The following is a 16,719-nucleotide window of genomic DNA, read 5'->3' on the forward strand; positions in this document are numbered from 1 at the left end:
GATTACGAATGCAAGTATTCAATAATCGCATCGTGAATCGTGGTGAACACGCTGCGGAGTTCGTCTTCGTCTTCTTCCAAAAGCGTCACGCGGAAGCCCTTGAGGTCCGTGCAGAAGCTCGTGCTCGGCACAACGCAGATGCCCTTTGCACCCAAGAGGTAGTACACGAAGCGGTAGTCGAGATTCGTCGTCTTGCTGCACCATTCTTCGACTTTTTTCTTGATAATCGGATTGTCGATCTTCAGCGTCTGGTGGTTGTTGAGGGTGCCTTCACGGAAGATGATGGTGTTGTAGAATGCGCCGTAAGTCGGGTTAAAATACAGCTCCGGAATGTCGGAGAGAATTTCATTGATGATGGCGCTCCTGCGGCCAATCTTTTCGTTCAATGCCTTGCGGTGTTCCATAAAACGCTTGTCGCCGAGAACGCGTGGAATCGTCATCTGCGGGAGCGTCGTCGAGCAGACTTCCACCATCTTTGCGTTGTCGATAGCGCGGCAGAAGGCGTCAAACTGTTCGTCCTTGTCGCGGTTGTAGTATTCAGCCCAGCCGCAACGAGCGCCCGGCCATGGGTATTCCTTGGAAATGCCCTTGAGCGCAATGCCCGGAACATCGCCGATGTATTCGGCGAGCGCGTATGCGTGGGCGCCATTGTACGTAATCTTGTTGTAGATTTCGTCGCAGATGATGAAGAGGCCGTAGCGCTTGGCAATGTCAACAATCTTCTGGAGAATGTCAAGCGGGTAGACCATGCCGGTCGGATTGTCCGGGTTCAAAATCAAGATGCCCGCGATGCTCGGGTTGTACTTCACCTTGTTCTCGAGTTCTTCGAGGTCCGGGTACCAGTGGTTTTCCGGCTGCAGACGGTAGGTAATCGGTGCCGTGTGAGCATGGGCGGCTTCGGCAGAGCTATGCGTAGAGTAGGCCGGGGCCGGTCCGATGATACGGGTGTTCATCGAGAGCAGGCCATAGATGGTGGCGATGGCGTCACCGAGGCCGTTGAAGAACAGGATGTCATCGACGTTGATCTGTGCACCGCCGAGCTTGTTGTTCTCTTTTACCAGGAATTCGCGGGTCTCGAGCATGCCCTTGGAGGGGCAGTAGCCGTAGCTGCGGTTTGTGCGGACGAGGTCCACAACAATGTCCTTGATCCAGTCGGGAACCTGGCATTTCTTTTCAATCGGGTCGCCGATGTTTTCCCAATGGATTGGCAAGCCGAGTGCCTTGAGCTGGTTCGCCTTCTTCACGATCTCGCGGATTTCGTAAGAAAGTTCCTTAGCACCTTCGCTCAACAATCTTCTACGCATTTTGGACTCCTAAAATGGATGTATTTTTGTGGGAATAATAGTAAAAAAGAAGATGCCCGCTCATGACGGGCATAACAAAGTATTGAAAATGCGAAACTTTTACAGCCGCTTTCTGTTGGCGGGGAACCGGTCGTAGTAACGCTTCTTGTCTTCGTACATGCGGACATCGGCTTCGTGCATGGCTGTGCGAATGTCTCCTCCGTTTGCATCGTAGTAGAACCCGATGGCAAAACTGACCTTGCCCGGAATCATCGATTTTTCACGGAGCGTTTTAACTTTAGCTTCGAGCTCTTCTTTCGACTTGTCGAGGGCGATAATCAAGAACTCGTCGCCACCTGCGCGGTAGAATTCGCAACCGTCGAACGTGAATTTTAAAAGCTGTGAAGCGTCTTTTAAAAGCTTGTCGCCTGCATCGTGACCTTTATTATCGTTGACTGGCTTGAGGCCGTTCAAGTCTGCAAAGATGATACCGAGCGACTTGTACTGCACTTCGCCATTCAAGAACTGCGTTACGCGATTGTTCATGGAATTACGGTTCATGACGCCCGTCAAGAGGTCCATGCTGCTGAGTAGTTCTAGCTGGTTCAAAAGCTGGTAGTTCGCAATTTCCGAGGCGACAAAGAATGCCGAAAGCTCAAGTGTTTCACGTATGTAGAGCGTGTTCGACGTGTCGAAATTCGTGGCCCAGAAAAAGCCTAGAGTAAGGCCGTTGTATTCGAGTGGCAAGAGGACAAGGCTATTGACGTTGGCGGCTACAAGCGAATTATACCATGCCGGGTTTTCCTGATGGATGACTTCGAGGTCATCCTTGTTCTTGATTATCAGGCAATTGCTTCCGTTCAGTGTCTTTATCCAGGACCTTGCGTAATCGACAAAGTTTTCGGATTTGAGTTCACGAATGGAACGGATCCCGGAATCCGGCTTTAAGGCATCGCTAAATACGGACCACGTGTTGTCTTTGAAGTCCGTCAGCATCACGCAGCAATAGCTTGCATCACAGATTTTGCGGATGTCCTCGATGACTTCGTCCATGGTCTTTTGCAAGTTTTTAGTACTGCGCAACTTGATACAAGTCTGCAATACGTTGGATGAAGTCTTAGCCGAAATGTTCGACATCGCGTCGACATTTTCTTCGAACGTAATTTCCTGGGAGTAGCTACAATACGCCTTTTTCGGGTCGTCAATAGCGAGCGGCATCATGTACAGGTTGATGCAGAAGGTGTAGCGCTCGGGGCGGATGTAGGCGTGTACAGGTTTCTTTTTGATGGCACATTCGTAGCAGAAGTTCTCGAAGTTGAGTTCCTTCTTCATGTAGCGTTCGTAGCTACTGCCGGGGACAAACTTTTCCTTAAAGACGACATTGCCATCTTTGTCGACCTTTTCCATGGCGCGGATATACAGGTCATTTGCGGCCTCGATGCGGATGGTGCCGATTCTGTCATCATCGCGCTTTTCGACCGACAAGATGCTTGTCATCGTGTGGAAGTTATCTACAAATTTCTGCAAATCCATCATTAACGGTTCCTGCACTCAGGGTGCCTTTCATAAAAAGCTTTTTTATCGTTGTACATGTTAGCGTCGGCTTCACGCATGGCTTTTCGGATGTCGCCACCATTTTCTTCGTAATAGAATCCGACGGCAAAACTGATTTTGTTCGGGTCGTCCGATTTCTTTCGGAGCATTTCGACTTTGTGGCTTAGAGTTTCTTTGGAGTTCTCCATGTCAATGATCAGGAACTCGTCGCCACCGGCACGGTAAATCTCTGAATTTTCGAAAGTCGACTTGAGGATTTCGGCACCGTCTTTGAGGAGCTGGTCGCCTGCACCGTGGCCTTCGCTGTCGTTGATGTATTTGAGGCTGTTCAAGTCGGCAAAGACAATCCCATAGCTGTTTGGAACTCTTTCGCGGCCGGATAAAATCTTGAGAATGCGGTTGTTCATTGCGTTGCGGTTCTTGACTTCGGTCAAGAGGTCCGTAGAACTCAGCTTTTCGAGTTTTTGCAGCAGCTGGTAGTTGGCTATTTCCGATGCGATAAAGTACGTCGAAAGTTCGAGCGTTTCCTTGATGTGGTCTGTTTCTTCAAGAGCAAAGTTGGTCGCCCAAATAAAACCGATGATGTCTTCGTTGTACTTGAGCGGGAACAGCGCAAGCCTTTCGATATTGGCAGACCGCATGGATTTGTACCAGGCCGGATGGCGGGCTTTGATATCTTCCTTGTCTTGTTCGTTCTTGACGAGCAAGCAAGTGCTCCCGTTGATGATGTCTAGCCAGGACTTGGCGTAGTCGATAAATTCATCGTTCAAAAAGTCTGCAAGCGTGTGCCTGCCGATTTCGGGGGCGGCATTTTCGCTGAGCAAGGAGCATTTGCGTGCCTTGAAGTCCGTCAACATGATGCAGCAGTAATTGGCCTTGCAGATGTTACGGATGTCAGCCATCACCTCGTCCATGGTCTTGAGGAAGTTCTTGGTGCTGCGGAGCTTGATGCAGGTCTTGAGCACATCGGCAGTTGTCTTTGCCGAAAGGCTCTGCAACGAATCAGTGTTCATCTCGGTCGACAGTTCTTGCGTGTAGGTGCAGTAGCACTTGAACGGGTCTTCAAAATCGAGGGGCAGGCTGAAGATATTGAACCAGACATCGAACCTTTCCGGGTGGATGTAGGCGTGCATCGGCTTTTTGAGGACGGCGCTGCTATAGATAAAATGTTCGAAGTTCAGGTCCTTGGGAATATACGCTGTGTATTCCTGGCCCGGGATAAACCTCTTGCCGAATGGCATGTCGATAAGGTTGCCACTATTTTTTTCGAAGGAGTCAATATATGCCTTGTTCCCGACTTCGATACGCATCTTGCCGTAGCCGTTGGGCTTTTTCTCGACGGACATGATGCAGGTCATCGAATCGAACTGATTGACATATTCCTGTAAATCCATATTTGCTCCTTCGTAGGCTTTTTGTAAATAAAAAGTCATATATAAAGATAATATGAAACACGCAAGTTGGGTCGATTTGTTTGACTTTTTTTGTAATTTCGCCTTGAAATGGGGTGATTTCCCTCACGTTATTCACGATTTTTTATATTCTCGCCAATGACCCACGATACGCTATTTGACCCGATTCGCAAAAAAGAAGTCCCCGCAACGCCCGAAGAGCATGTCCGCCAGGTGACGGTGCGCTATTTGCTCGATGTGGTGAAGGTGCCGGAGCACTTGATTGCGGTGGAATTTCCGCTTTCGTCGATTGATGTAAAGACGGCGGACCGCGTGGATATCATGGTGCATAATTTTCGGGCGGGGGCGCCTCTGGACAAACCCTGGCTTTTGGTGGAGTGCAAGGCTCCGGGCGAATACACGTGGCCTGTGCTGCAACAGCAGCTGAACAAGTATTTGCAAATCTTGACGCCGAACTACGTGATGCTTGCGTTAGGCGATTGCGTGCGCTATTTTGAGTTGGACTCCGTGACGCACCGGTTCAAGAAAATCGAGTGCCTGCCGGTATTTGGTTAAGGCGCTACTTTACAACAGACAAAACGTCCCCGTCGGCGAGTCGTGTCTTGATGGTGTCGCCGCTTTTGAGCTGGCTTGCCTTGCGGATAAATTTCCCGTTTTCATCGAGCGTGAGCGAATAGCCCTTGGCGAGAGTTGTTTTGGGGTCTGCGTTTTTGACTTTTTCGCTGACGAGTTCGAATTGCGATTTTGCGAGGTCGAGAATCTTGCGGGAACCTTGCTTTAAACCTTCTTGGTTGCGGTTTAAGCGCTCGTGCTCAGACTTTATATAAAATGCGGTGTCCTTCTTGATGGAGGCGGCTATGAGCACGTGTTTGGATTTTTCGTTCTGGATGAGCCCGAAAACTTTTTGCTGGAGCTGGTTTCCCATTGTGCCGAGTTGCTTGTTGTTTTCGGTGAGTAGGTCGCGGGCGCCGTCGGCAATGCTTGCCATCGCTTCAGTCATTCGGTTCCAGCTGTCCGTGACGCGTTCCACGAGACGCTTCGCGCAGTCTGTGGGCGTGATGCACGAGAGGTAAGCGACTTCGTCCAAAAGGCAGCGGTCGATTTCGTGACCGATTCCCGTAAAGACGGGGGTGGGGTAGTTTGCGACCGCACGGCAGAGCGCTTCGCTATCAAAAAAGTTCAAGTCCGTCTTGGCGCCACCACCGCGAACAATGCAGACTACATCTAAATTTGAATCGCTCTGGAGCTGCTCCAGTGCGGCGATGATGCTGTCTTCGGTTTCGTTCCCTTGCATCCGCGCATAGATCGTCGTGACTTCGAACGCAAACGGCGAAGCTTCAAGTCGCGTGGTGAAGTCCTTGTACGCGGCCGTATTTTCGCCGGTGATGAGCCCCACGCGGAGCGGCACGTCGGCAAGTTCAAGCTGCTTGTTCTTTTCGAGCAAGCCTTCCATCGCAAGGCGCTTCAAGATGGCGCTTTTGGTCAGTGCAAGTTCGCCAATCGTGTAAACCGGGTCGATGTCCAGGATTTGCGCCTGCAACTTTCCGTACGGGATGTACAGTTCTGCGCGCACGAGAAAATTGACTTTCAAGTCGTGCTTGAGCGTAAACGGTTGCGAAAGGCTAGAAATCTTGGCGAGAATCGCATCGTACTTGGCGGTGTAGCAGTAAAGGGCGAGGGTGGCCTTGGGCTTCACGTCGCCATCGGCGAAGTCCGCAATGCTCAGGTAAACGCCTGACTTCTTTTCCGCAATTTGCGAAATGACCCCATGCACCCAAACCGCAGGCGTAGCCTCTACGGTGTTCTTGAGCGAACGCATGTACTGTGTGACCGAATATGTACGAACTTCTTGATCCATTTTTGAGGCGGTCGCCTTTACCTGTCATGCCCGCGAAGGCGGGCATCTCCTTTCAAGCATTTTGACGTTTGTTGTAATAATAATTAAATTGCTTAGAAAACAAAGGACACCCCGTGTCAAAAGTAGTTTCTGCAATGGATATGCGTCAGAATTTTGGGACGCTCTTGAACCAGGTCGCCATCAAGGATGAAGAAATAGTCATTGAACGTGCTGGCAAGCCTTTGGCACGCCTTGTGAGCATGAATTCCGCCACAAGCGGCAAACTCGACTTCCGTGATATCGGCAAACTCCCGAACGACATCTGGAACGAACTTTAGTTTGTATTTATTTGCTGAAGGCTGTAAAAAACATCTTAACGAAAAACGCCCCCGACCAAGTCGGAGGCGAAATTGTAATGTCATTCTCCGTTAGGAGAATCAAGGCGTTTCCCCTTGTTTAATTCATAAATCCGGCAAAGATGTTATTGCTCAGGAACGGCAGGAATCCAAGAACGATTACGGCTGCGCTCAAGAGAATGATGACTTCGCGCTGGCGCTTGGTGAGGCGGAGCGGGTTCAAATGTCCGTCAGGTTCATCGACCCAGGCGGCCTTGATGAGCTGCAAGTAGTAGAAGAGCGCAATGACGTTGTTCAAAACGGCGAATGCCACGAGCGTGTAATGGCCTGTCGAAGCTCCGCTGAAGAACAGGTGGAACTTGCCAAAGAAGCCGGCGAGAGGCGGGATGCCTGCCAAGCTGAACATCGAAATCGCAAGAGCGATGGCGAGACTCGGGTTCTGCTTAGAAAGTCCGCGGAGCGACTGGAAAGTCTCTTCGCGGTGATGCCCGATGATGCCGAACACGAAGAAGGCGAGGTAGTTCGAAACAGCATAGACAAAGAGGTAATAGATGATAGCTGTCTTTGCTGTTGTTGCAGGGCCGAGCAAGGCGACCATAATGTAGCCTGCCTGAGCGATAGAGCTGTAAGCCATGAAACGGCGGAGGCGGCTCTGCTTTAAAGCACCGAGGTTACCGACAAAGAGCGTGACGCCTGCGAGGAGCGCAATGAGCGGTGCCATCTTGTCTTGAATCGGGGCGAGCGGGCCATAGACGAGCACGACGAGGAATGCAATGGCGGTTGCCTTTGAGGTCACGGAAAGCACGGCGGTTACCGGCGTCGGAGCGCCTTCGTAAACGTCCGGAGCCCAGGTGTAGAACGGGAACAGCGTGAGCTTGAATCCGATTCCGCAGAAGAGGAACAGCACGGCAATCCACAAGAGCGGGCTAGAACCGCTTGCGACGGCGGCCTGAATCTCGTTGAAGTGGAGGCTTCCGGAGAAACCGTAGAGGTAGCTGAAGCCGAACAGTTCAAATGCTGTGGCGACAGATCCCATCAAGATGTACTTGGTAGCAGCTTCGGAACCGTACTGGTCGCGTTTGTTCCAGGCGGCGAGCGCGTACATCGGGATGGTCGCAATTTCGAGGCCGAGGAAGAACGTGAGCAAGTCGCAGGCACTCACGACCGTGAATCCACCGAACGTCGCAAATGCGATGGCGCCGATGAATTCGGCAATCTGGTGCATAGGCGGCTTCTTGTCGGCGCCGTGTTCAAAGTAGTCTTTGGAAAGCCACATGCCAAGGAGCGCGCTTACCATGAGCACTTCGCGCATGAGCACGCCGAAGTCGTCCACTTTCCAGTTGCAGATAAAGAACTTGCCGTTGCCGCTCGCGAGCGGGATGAAGTTCAGCAAGAAGAAAATGGCGATAAAGCCGATGTTTGCTATGCGCCACGGGACTTTGGATTGCGTGGTCACGAAAAGGCGAATCCCAATCACGACGAACGGGAAAATCAGCAGCAAAACGTCAGGTAGAATGAAGTTTGGAATTGCAAAATTTGTCATAATTAAACCTACTATAAACCTGCCGATGAAATCTTTTCAAAGATAGGTGCAATGCTCTGGTCTAAGAGTTCCGAAATCCAGCCGGGGCAAACACCGATGAACAACAAGCAGGCAACGAGAACGACGATGACCAACTTTTCGCGGAAGCATCCGTCGGTGAGGCTTTCGTACTTCTGCGGAAGTGGACCGTGAAGCATACGGTTCGCGGTTTGCAGAATGTAGACGGCGGTTGTCGTGATGGAGAGAATCGCGAGAATCGTCACGATGCGCGTGAGCGTAGAATCTTGCTGGAACGCTCCAATGAAGATGGTGCTTTCGGCAATGAATCCGCTAAAGCCCGGGAGGCCAAGCCCTGCAAAACCGGCAAGCACAAAGCCAACGCCGAGGAACGGCATCTTGCGCATGATACCGCCCATTTCCGTGATATCGCGGGTGTGGGTGCGTTCGTAAATCATGCCGATGGTCGCGAAGAAGAGGCCTGTCAAGAATCCATGAGAAATCATCTGGAGGCTAGCGCCGCGAAGTCCAATCGGCGTGAGGGCTGCAAGTCCGAGGAAGATGAGGCCCAAGTGGCTGATGGAGCTGTAAGCGGTGATGTACTTGAGGTCCTTGTGGCGGATGGCGATGAACGGGCCGAGAACCACATTAAAGATGAGGAGCGCTACAACGTACGGGAGCCAAATCTTGGCGGCTTCGGGCATGAGGAACATGGCAACGCGGAGGCATCCGTAGGCACCCATTTTCATCATCACGCCGGCGGCGAGCATCGAAACAGCAGTCGGTGCGGCGGAGTGACCGTCTGGGCTCCAGAAGTGGAACGGGAAGAGCGAACTCGAAACGGCGAATCCCATGAACATGAGCGGGAATGCCCACATCTGGAAATCCATCGGGAGAGTCGTCTTTGCAATTTCAATGAGGTTCCAACTTGTCGCGCCACTTTCGAAGTAAAGTCCGAAGAGCGTTGCAAGAATCATTGAAGAGCCAAACGCGAGCGTCAATGTGAGCTTTTTACCACCGTAGTCGCGCTTGCCACTGCCGTAGCAGGCAATCATCAAGTACATGCAGAGTGCTTCCATTTCGTAGAACACGAAGAAGAGCACCAGGTCAAAGCTCATGTACACGCCGTAAACGCTTGTTGCCAAGAGCTGGATAAGTGCAAAGAAAATCTTCTGATTCCCTTTGATCTTGAGGCTTACAAGCACGCCGGCCCAGACGATAAACGCCGTGAGTGCAAGCAACAGCATGTTGAGACCGTCTGCGCCAACAATGTAGTGGGCATTGAACATCGAGAGCCACGGGATGTCCGTGAAGAACCGGAGCGCAAGCGGTGCGGCTGCTGGATCCGTCGGAGTTCCCGAGAGGGCGTAGATGGCGTAAGTCAAGTAGCAGACAATTGCAAGGACAATCGTTGCTGACGTGACATGGATGGTTCGGAGCGTCTTTTCGTACGTGGCAGGGATCAGTACGCAGGCGAGAACCGTTAAGAGGGGGAGAACCCAAATGGAGTTAAAAAGTATTGTATTCATGGGTGCGCCTTACAGGGGAAGCTGGCCGAAGAATCGCCAAAGGAGAACGCCGACAATCAAAGTACCCAAGTAGAACGGCAAGTAGCCGGCCTGGGCGAAACGGACCAAGTCACCGAGCTTGTGGACAAACCAGACCGTAAAGGCGAGGAGTCCTTCAATTACGTAATCGTTGAATGCGCGGGCGACACGTGCGATACCGCCAAAGATAAACTGGCGGACAACGGCGTAGTACATTTCATCAAAGTAGAACTTGTGGTAAATGACTTTGTAGATGCCGCTGCGGTTGGATTCGTCGAGGGCGCGCTGGACTTTTGCCCACGGGCTTGCGTAAAGCACCCAGGCAATCACGAGAGCGACAACGGCAATGCCGACGGCGACAAACGGGAGCCATTCCGCGTGGTCAAGCCTGACGAGCTGCGGAACGTTCAACTGGCCTGGAACAAAGAACTGTTCGAAAATACCCTTGCCGAGGACACCGCTCAAAAGTGCCGGGATGGCAAGGATTGCAATCGGGAGTGTCATCGCGAAATCTTCATGCACATGGCCTGCCTTGACACCTTCGTGACGCGGAGCGCCATGGAACGCAAGGAAGAACAGACGGAACATGTAGAATGTCGTGAGGCCGCTCGTGAGGAGCGCAAGCCCGAAGACAACGTAGTGATGTCCCTGGAATGCGGCGAGAATGATTTCGTCCTTGGAGAAGAATCCGGAGAATGGCGGAATGCCCGAAATGGCAAGAATCGAAATGAGCGTGCAAGCGTAAGTGAGCTTCATCTTCTTGCCGAGACCGCCCATCGCATCGAGATCGTTCGTGCCGACCTGATGAATAAGGCTACCGGCGATGAGGAACAAACTGCACTTGAAGAAGGCGTGCGTAAATATGTGGAACGTTGAAGCTGTCCAGCCGGTAACGGCGACAACCTGACCAATCTTGCAAGCGCCAAGTGCAAACATCATGTAACCGAGCTGCGAAAGCGTGGAGTAGGCGAGGATGCGCTTGATGTCCTTTTGCGTGCAAGCGATGACGGCTGCAAAGACCATCGTGAAGGCGCCAACCCACATGATGAGCGTGAGGGCGTTATCGCAAATGGCAAAGAACGGGAAGAGTCGAGCGACAAGGTAAACGCCTGCGACGACCATCGTTGCACTGTGAATGATAGAGCTGACGGGTGTAGGACCTTCCATCGCGTTCGGGAGCCAGATATGCATCGGGAACATGGCGGACTTGCCCCAGCCACCGGTGAAAATCAAGATGGAGCCGAGAACGAGCGCTTCGGACTTCGGGATTGTCACAAGGCCGAGGTTGATGAACTGCTTCTGGAAGTCGATGAGGCTGAGCGAATTGAGCGTCGAAAAGTCGAAACTGCCGACGACGTAGCTCACAAGCACAATGCCGAGCAAGAAGAAGCTATCGGCAAAGCGGGTGAGGATGAACGCTTGCTTGGATGCGCTCACGGCACTTGGCTTGTGGTACCAGAAGCCGATGAGCAAGTAACTCGAAACGCCGACGAGTTCCCAGAAGATGAACATCTGGAAAAGGTTTGTCGCGATGACGAGTCCGAGCATACTAAAACTGAACAACGAGAGGAGTGCAAAGAAACGACCCGCGGCACGGTCTTCGCGCATGTAGCCGATGCTGTAGATGTTCACCATGAAGCTGATGAATGTGACGACCACGAGCATCATCACGGAGAGCGGGTCTACGAGCATGCCGATTCTTGCGACCAAATCCCCGATGAACGGGATAAACGTATGGTCGAACAGAATTGCCTTTTGCGGTGCAAAGTCCGAGCTGAAGTAGTGGAATGCGAGTGTGCCTGCGGCGGCAAAGGCAAGGCCGTTGCAAATGACAGCGAAAATCGCTGCGGCTTTTGCGCACTTGTTTCCGAGGAAAAGCCCGTTCACGACGAACGTGATGAGCGGGAACAATAGAATCAAATAGCCGAGAGTGATATCATCAATCATGGAGGTCCCTCAACTGGTCAACGTCAAGACTCTTGTGGCGGCGGTACATGGTCACGATAATCGCAAGGGCGATGGCCATTTCGCAAGCCGTCACGGCAATGACAAAGATACTGAACAGAGCGCCTGCGGTTGCATCGTGTGCGGTGAAGTAGGCGAAACTGATAAAGTTGATGTTTGCGGCATTCAGCATGAGCTCAATGGAAATGAGCATGCCGATGAGATGGCGGCGGCGCATCAGGCCCCAGACGCCAATCCCGAACAGCAAAAATGCGAGAATCAAGCAATTCAGAAGGTTCATTTGCTAGCCTCCTCTTCGATATCTTCCTTGCTGCGGCGTGCGACCGTGATAGCGCAAATGAGCGTCATCAAGAGGAGCACGCTCACGATTTCAAACGGGATGATGAATCCGTTCGGATCGTTACCGAGTAAGCGCAAGGCGAAGTTCTGGAGTGAAGAATAGTCGGCGGGGGAATTCACGATGCCGCTTGCCAAGTCCGGAGTCGGCAGCACGCATTTGACCATCACGAATACAAACGCGATGGATAGCGCAAACGCGGTGAAAATTCGCGGCATCTTTGTCGTGAAAGCGTCTTCTCCCAAGTGGCTTGTGAGGAGAATCGTAAACACCACGAAAATCACGACACCGCCCACGTAAACCATCACCTGGGCAAGCGCAATGAATTCTGCGTGCATGAGCATGTAGAGGATGGCGGTCGTGACAAAGCTAAAGATAAGGAACACTGCGCTTTGCAGGATGTTTTTCACGGCAACGCAACAAACCGCCGTCATTAAAATCACGAATGCGACGACATAGAACGCAATGTCCATGCCTCCCATCGGGAATGATAAAGGCAAATCTGGGAACATTAACCTTGCCCCTCCTTCTTATTTAAAATCATTTCGAGATCGTTCGGGTCAGTTGTCGCAACTTCGAATGCGGGACTCATGCGGATGGCTCCAAACGGGCAGGCTTCCACGCAGAGGCCACACTGGGTGCAACTGGCGAAGTGGTACACGTAACGTCCGAGAACTTTCTTGCCCGCAATGTTCTTTGTGGCAAGCACGTTGATGGAGGCGTTCGGGCAGGCGCGTTCGCACATGCCGCAAGCGGTGCAGTGGTTGTTGCCGTCTGCATCTTCGATCATTTCCAAGCGGCCGCGGTAGCGGTCGTGCATCTTGAGCGTCTTGCGGTTTTCGGGGTACTGTTCCGTAACGATGCGCTTAGGATTGAAAAAGTACTTGAGCGTCACGGACAATCCGCAAATGAGGCTCCACGGACCCGTAATGCAACGCTTCAAGTAGCGCTTGATATATTGTAATGTTGAAATCTTTTCTTGCATAAACTAACCACCAATTGCGATAAAGGCTGCGCCAGCGACGAGCAACACTAGGTTTACCGGCAAAAGGAATTTCCATTCAAAGTCCATGAGCTGGTCCACGCGCGGGCGCACAAACGTCCAGCGGACCATCATGTAGCACCAGACCATAAAGTAAATCTTGGCGAAGAACCATACGACGCCAGGTACCATGTTCAAGACGTTGTCCACAGCAGCGATGCCGATGCACGGCGGGAAGAATCCACCGAGGAAGCATGTGGTTGCAAGTGCGGAGTTCGTAATGAGTGCGATGTATTCGGCGAGGTAGAACATGGCAAACGGGGTGCCATTGTATTCCGTGTGGTAACCACCCGTGAGTTCCTGTTCTGCTTCGGCAATGTCGAACGGAGCGCGGTTCATTTCGGCGGTACTGGAAATAAAGAACAAGATGAATGCAATGAAACCGAGGACCGGGATCTTGAAAATCCACCAGTCAAAAATGGTTCCTTCCTGGCCCATTGTAATGCTCATGAGGTTCGTAGAACCCGAAATCATGACGACGAACAGGAGAATCATCGCAAACGAGATTTCGTAGCTGATCATCTGGGCGCCACTGCGGAGCGCACCGAGCAAGGAATACTTGTTGTTACTGCTCCAGCCGCCAAGCAAAATGCCGAGCACGCCAAAGCCGTTCACCGCGATGATGAGCGGGATGCCCATCGAGACGTCGGCCACGACAAGGTTCTTGTCGAACGGAATCAAGGCGCAGACGATAAACGGTGCAATCAAGACGATTAGCGGAGCCAAGTAGAACATGAGCTTGTCTGCGCCACTCGGAGCGTACACTTCCTTGAAGAGCATCTTGATCACGTCCGCGATGGTCTGGAGCGTTCCGTGCCAGCCAAGACGCATCGGTCCCAAGCGGCATTGCACGTGAGCGCAAACCTTGCGTTCCATGTAAATGAGAATCGGGGCAGAGCCGATGTTCACCACGCAAACAGCGATAATGCAAATCACGGCGTTGATGAGGAAGGCGACGACGCTGTTGAGGTCTTCGGACTGGATGTTTGCGGGCAGATATTCTGCCAAGCGCGGAACCCATTCACGGACAAAGTCGCCAATAGGATGTGTTACTGAAGGTACAAACATAAACTACCTGTCAATTTCCGGAATCACGGGGTCAAGAGTTGCCATGATGGTCACGAGGTCCGAAATCTTGTGACCTTGAGCCATCTTGTTAATCGCTGCAATATGCGGGAAGCTTGGGCCGCGTGTGTGGATGCGGTACGGCTTTTCACCGGTCGTTGCGGCGACAACATAAGTCGCGTAAAGACCCTTTGCGGTTTCAATTTCGCTGTAGTAGCGGCCCACGGGGAGTCGCACTGGCTTTTCCTTGGAACGCCACGGACCTTCGGTCGGGAACTTTTCGACGCACTGGCGCAGAATCTTCATGGATTCGTGAATTTCTGCAATGCGGATTTTGTAGCGGTCGTAGCAGTCGCCGTTATGGAATACGGGCACGTCAAAGTCGAGCTGGTCGTAAATGCTATACGGGTTTGCACGGCGCACGTCAAAGTTCACGCCGCTAGCGCGGAGCACAGGACCCGAGCAACCGTAAGCGATTGCATCTTCCTTGGAAAGAACTCCAATGCCGATGCTGCGTTCCAACACGATGATGTTTTTCGAAAGGAATCTTTCGTAGTCCTTCATCGTATCTTCCATGTGGTCGAGGAATGCTTTTACGCGCGGGATAAACGTATCCGGCACGTCATAGCGGCTTCCGCCCGGTCTAAAGAAGTTCGTCGTAAGGCGGGAGCCTGTGACTTCTTCGAGGATGTCGTGAATCATTTCACGTTCCTTGAAACCGAACAAGAGGCAAGTCTGTCCGCCAAGGTCACCGCCAAAGCAACCGTAGAACACCAAGTGCGAGGCAATGCGGCCAAGTTCCTGGAGCATCACGCGGATGTATTCGCCACGGAGCGGAACGCCCACGTTCATGCCCTTTTCAAGAGCGATGACAACGCCCAAGTTGTTCTGGATGGCGGTCAAATAGTCCTGACGGTCCGACATCGCGATGTACTGCAAGTAGCTCATCGATTCCGCTTGCTTTTCCATACCGCGGTGGATATAGCCAAAGTGCGGGACAACTTCTACAATGGTCTCACCGTCCATGCGGAGCGTGAGACGCAAAGCACCGTGAGTACTCGGGTGCTGCGGACCCATGTTGATAAAAAATTCTTCAGTATTCGATTTGCGTTCGAGGCGAAATCCCGGAGGTAACTGATGACTCATATAGGCCTCCTAATCATTTCCGGGTGGGTAAAGTCTTTACGGAGTGGGTAACCCACGAAGTCCTTGTCCAAGAAGATGCGGCGAAGGTCGGGGTGGTTTTCAAACTTGATGCCGAACATGTCGTAAACTTCGCGTTCCTTGATTTCTGCACCGGGATAGAGGTGCGAAATGGTCGGAACGCTTGCCAAAAGCGATGTCGGGCGTTTTTCTTCGTCAATCGAGAAGTCTTTCTTGAGCTGCACGCAAAGGAAAATCTTGTGGCCGATTTCAAGGCTTCTGAGCATTGTCACCATGTCGAAGTGATCGTCGTAGTCAATGGCGGTCACGTCAATCAGGTAATCCATCTTGAATTCGGGATCGTTCTTGACAAATTCAACGACGTTCAGGTAGTCTTCCTTTTCAAGCATGACTTCGAGCGGGCAATCCGCAGGCATCTTCGCGACAACATCTTCAGGAGTGTCTTCACCGCGCGTATGCACGGTCACGTTCGGGAACTTGGCGCGGAGCTTTGTGAAAAGTTCAAGCTGCGTCATGCCAAAGCGCTTGGCGGGCACGCGTTCCACTTCCGGAAAATCCGGTTTCTTGACGCGAATCGGCTTGAAGGCGCTCTTGTAGTCCGGATTTTCTTCCTTGAACTTCGCGCGGGCTTCGGCCATCTGCTCGTCTTTCATTTCTTCGAGAGCGGCCCAGGTTTTTGCGGCTTCGCGATAGCGGTCCATCGTCGAAACGTCTTTCGGTTCGCCTTCGTGCCAGGGGTTGCGGCAAGTTTCCTTGAGGATCTTCTCGCGGAGCGTCAAAAGTCCGTGGAAGAGTGCTTCGGGGCGCGGCGGACAGCCAGGAACGAACACGTCGACCGGAATCAAGTTCTGTGCGCCACGAACAACGGAATAGTTGTCGTAGATGAACGGGCCGCCGCTAATCGTGCAGGCGCCCATGGCGATTACGTACTTGGGTCCTGGAATTTGTTCCCAAAGCATCTGGATGGCGGGGGCCATGCGACGGGTAATCGTTCCTGCCAAAATAAACAAGTCCGCTTGTCGCGGGGACGAGCGGAACACTTCAGAGCCAAAACGGGCAATGTCATAACGAGCCATAGAACTCGACATCATTTCGATGGCGCAGCAGCTAGTACCGTATGTCAGTGGCCAAATGGAGTTTGCACGGGCCCAGTTCACAACATAGTCGATGGCGTTTACAACGTACTTTCCACCGGGAATCGGGTCCAAAATCTTTGGAGCTAAATTGATTATTCCCATTTGAGAATTCCTTTTTTCCAGGCGTAAGCAAGGCCCGAAACGAGAATCGCAATGAAGATGATAAGGTCGATAACGACGACTGATGGTGGGAGCGCCGTGTGGCCTGCCATGATTTCCTTGAAGTTCATCATGACGGGGAAGAGGAACAGCGCTTCGATATCAAACACGAGGAAGAGCAAGGCGAACAGGTAGTAGCCCACCTTGAACTGAATTCTTGCGTTGCCGATGGTTTCCATACCGCATTCGTACGGTGCCATCTTGTTCTTTGTATTCTTGGTGCGGTAGCCTAGCAATAGGCCTGTGACGGTTGCCGCCGCCGCGATAAACGCGCCCAGAAAAAGGAAAATGGATAGAATGATATATTCTGACATATTATTTC

General features: G+C 52.0%; 16 protein-coding genes. 2 read left to right on the plus strand and 14 right to left on the minus strand.

The window, feature by feature from the left end:
* Positions 1-2: 2 nt before the first annotated feature.
* The 3 genes from FSU_RS13690 to FSU_RS13700 all read right to left on the minus strand — a co-directional run bounded on the left by FSU_RS13690 (position 3) and on the right by FSU_RS13700 (position 4,231).
* Positions 3-1,304, minus strand: a complete 1,302-nt coding sequence (locus FSU_RS13690; RefSeq protein ID WP_015732265.1) for a pyridoxal phosphate-dependent aminotransferase — start codon at positions 1,302-1,304, stop codon at positions 3-5.
* Between the two features lie 99 nt (positions 1,305-1,403).
* Positions 1,404-2,819 carry a sensor domain-containing diguanylate cyclase gene (locus tag FSU_RS13695; RefSeq protein WP_014546963.1) on the minus strand — a complete coding sequence of 472 codons (1,416 nt, stop codon included), beginning with the start codon at positions 2,817-2,819 and terminating at the stop codon, positions 1,404-1,406.
* The gene (locus tag FSU_RS13700) at positions 2,819-4,231 is read right to left on the minus strand and encodes a GGDEF domain-containing protein (RefSeq protein ID WP_014546964.1); all 1,413 of its coding nucleotides are present in this window, start codon (positions 4,229-4,231) and stop codon (positions 2,819-2,821) included. Before FSU_RS13700 ends, FSU_RS13695 begins: the two co-directional genes overlap by 1 nt.
* 156 nt (positions 4,232-4,387) lie before the next feature.
* Here FSU_RS13700 and FSU_RS13705 point away from each other — a divergent pair, with 156 nt between their 5' ends.
* Positions 4,388-4,804: a type I restriction enzyme HsdR N-terminal domain-containing protein gene (locus tag FSU_RS13705; RefSeq protein ID WP_014546965.1), complete on the plus strand. Its 417-nt coding sequence runs from the start codon at positions 4,388-4,390 to the stop codon at positions 4,802-4,804.
* Positions 4,805-4,808: 4 nt separating this feature from the next.
* On the opposite strand, the gene xseA is transcribed toward FSU_RS13705, so the two are convergent.
* Positions 4,809-6,107, minus strand: coding sequence for an exodeoxyribonuclease VII large subunit (gene xseA, locus FSU_RS13710; RefSeq protein WP_014546966.1), 1,299 nt, complete (start codon positions 6,105-6,107; stop codon positions 4,809-4,811).
* Between the two features lie 113 nt (positions 6,108-6,220).
* Here xseA and FSU_RS13715 point away from each other — a divergent pair, with 113 nt between their 5' ends.
* On the plus strand, positions 6,221-6,424 hold the full coding sequence (locus FSU_RS13715) for a type II toxin-antitoxin system Phd/YefM family antitoxin (protein ID WP_014546967.1): 204 nt from the start codon (positions 6,221-6,223) through the stop codon (positions 6,422-6,424).
* A 118-nt stretch (positions 6,425-6,542) separates the two neighbouring features.
* Here FSU_RS13715 and FSU_RS13720 read toward each other — a convergent pair whose 3' ends face one another.
* From FSU_RS13720 to FSU_RS13765, 10 genes are read right to left on the minus strand one after another with little or no spacing between them, the layout of a single operon-like run.
* The gene (locus tag FSU_RS13720) at positions 6,543-7,985 is read right to left on the minus strand and encodes an NADH-quinone oxidoreductase subunit N (protein ID WP_014546968.1); all 1,443 of its coding nucleotides are present in this window, start codon (positions 7,983-7,985) and stop codon (positions 6,543-6,545) included.
* A gap of 11 nt (positions 7,986-7,996) precedes the next feature.
* Positions 7,997-9,511 (minus strand): complex I subunit 4 family protein, encoded by a 1,515-nt coding sequence (locus tag FSU_RS13725; protein WP_014546969.1) that lies wholly within the window; start codon positions 9,509-9,511, stop codon positions 7,997-7,999.
* A 9-nt stretch (positions 9,512-9,520) separates the two neighbouring features.
* Positions 9,521-11,476, minus strand: coding sequence for an NADH-quinone oxidoreductase subunit L (nuoL, locus tag FSU_RS13730; RefSeq protein WP_014546970.1), 1,956 nt, complete (start codon positions 11,474-11,476; stop codon positions 9,521-9,523).
* Positions 11,469-11,774: an NADH-quinone oxidoreductase subunit NuoK gene (nuoK, locus tag FSU_RS13735; RefSeq protein ID WP_014546971.1), complete on the minus strand. Its 306-nt coding sequence runs from the start codon at positions 11,772-11,774 to the stop codon at positions 11,469-11,471. The genes nuoL and nuoK overlap by 8 nt, the downstream gene beginning before the upstream one ends.
* Positions 11,771-12,343, minus strand: a complete 573-nt coding sequence (locus FSU_RS13740; protein ID WP_015732267.1) for an NADH-quinone oxidoreductase subunit J family protein — start codon at positions 12,341-12,343, stop codon at positions 11,771-11,773. Before FSU_RS13740 ends, nuoK begins: the two co-directional genes overlap by 4 nt.
* Positions 12,343-12,816 (minus strand): NuoI/complex I 23 kDa subunit family protein, encoded by a 474-nt coding sequence (locus FSU_RS13745; RefSeq protein ID WP_014546973.1) that lies wholly within the window; start codon positions 12,814-12,816, stop codon positions 12,343-12,345. The genes FSU_RS13740 and FSU_RS13745 overlap by 1 nt, the downstream gene beginning before the upstream one ends.
* A gap of 3 nt (positions 12,817-12,819) precedes the next feature.
* Entirely contained in the window at positions 12,820-13,941 is a 1,122-nt protein-coding gene (locus FSU_RS13750; protein WP_014546974.1) for a complex I subunit 1/NuoH family protein, read from the minus strand.
* Between the two features lie 3 nt (positions 13,942-13,944).
* Positions 13,945-15,084, minus strand: a complete 1,140-nt coding sequence (locus tag FSU_RS13755) for an NADH-quinone oxidoreductase subunit D (protein ID WP_015732268.1) — start codon at positions 15,082-15,084, stop codon at positions 13,945-13,947.
* Positions 15,081-16,340 carry an NADH-quinone oxidoreductase subunit NuoB gene (gene nuoB / locus FSU_RS13760; protein WP_014546975.1) on the minus strand — a complete coding sequence of 420 codons (1,260 nt, stop codon included), beginning with the start codon at positions 16,338-16,340 and terminating at the stop codon, positions 15,081-15,083. Before nuoB ends, FSU_RS13755 begins: the two co-directional genes overlap by 4 nt.
* Positions 16,331-16,711 carry an NADH-quinone oxidoreductase subunit A gene (locus FSU_RS13765; RefSeq protein ID WP_014546976.1) on the minus strand — a complete coding sequence of 127 codons (381 nt, stop codon included), beginning with the start codon at positions 16,709-16,711 and terminating at the stop codon, positions 16,331-16,333. The genes nuoB and FSU_RS13765 overlap by 10 nt, the downstream gene beginning before the upstream one ends.
* Positions 16,712-16,719 lie beyond the last annotated feature (8 nt).

Origin of the sequence: Fibrobacter succinogenes subsp. succinogenes S85, from assembly GCF_000146505.1 — a bacterium.
Taxonomy (GTDB): Bacteria; Fibrobacterota; Fibrobacteria; order Fibrobacterales; family Fibrobacteraceae; genus Fibrobacter; species Fibrobacter succinogenes.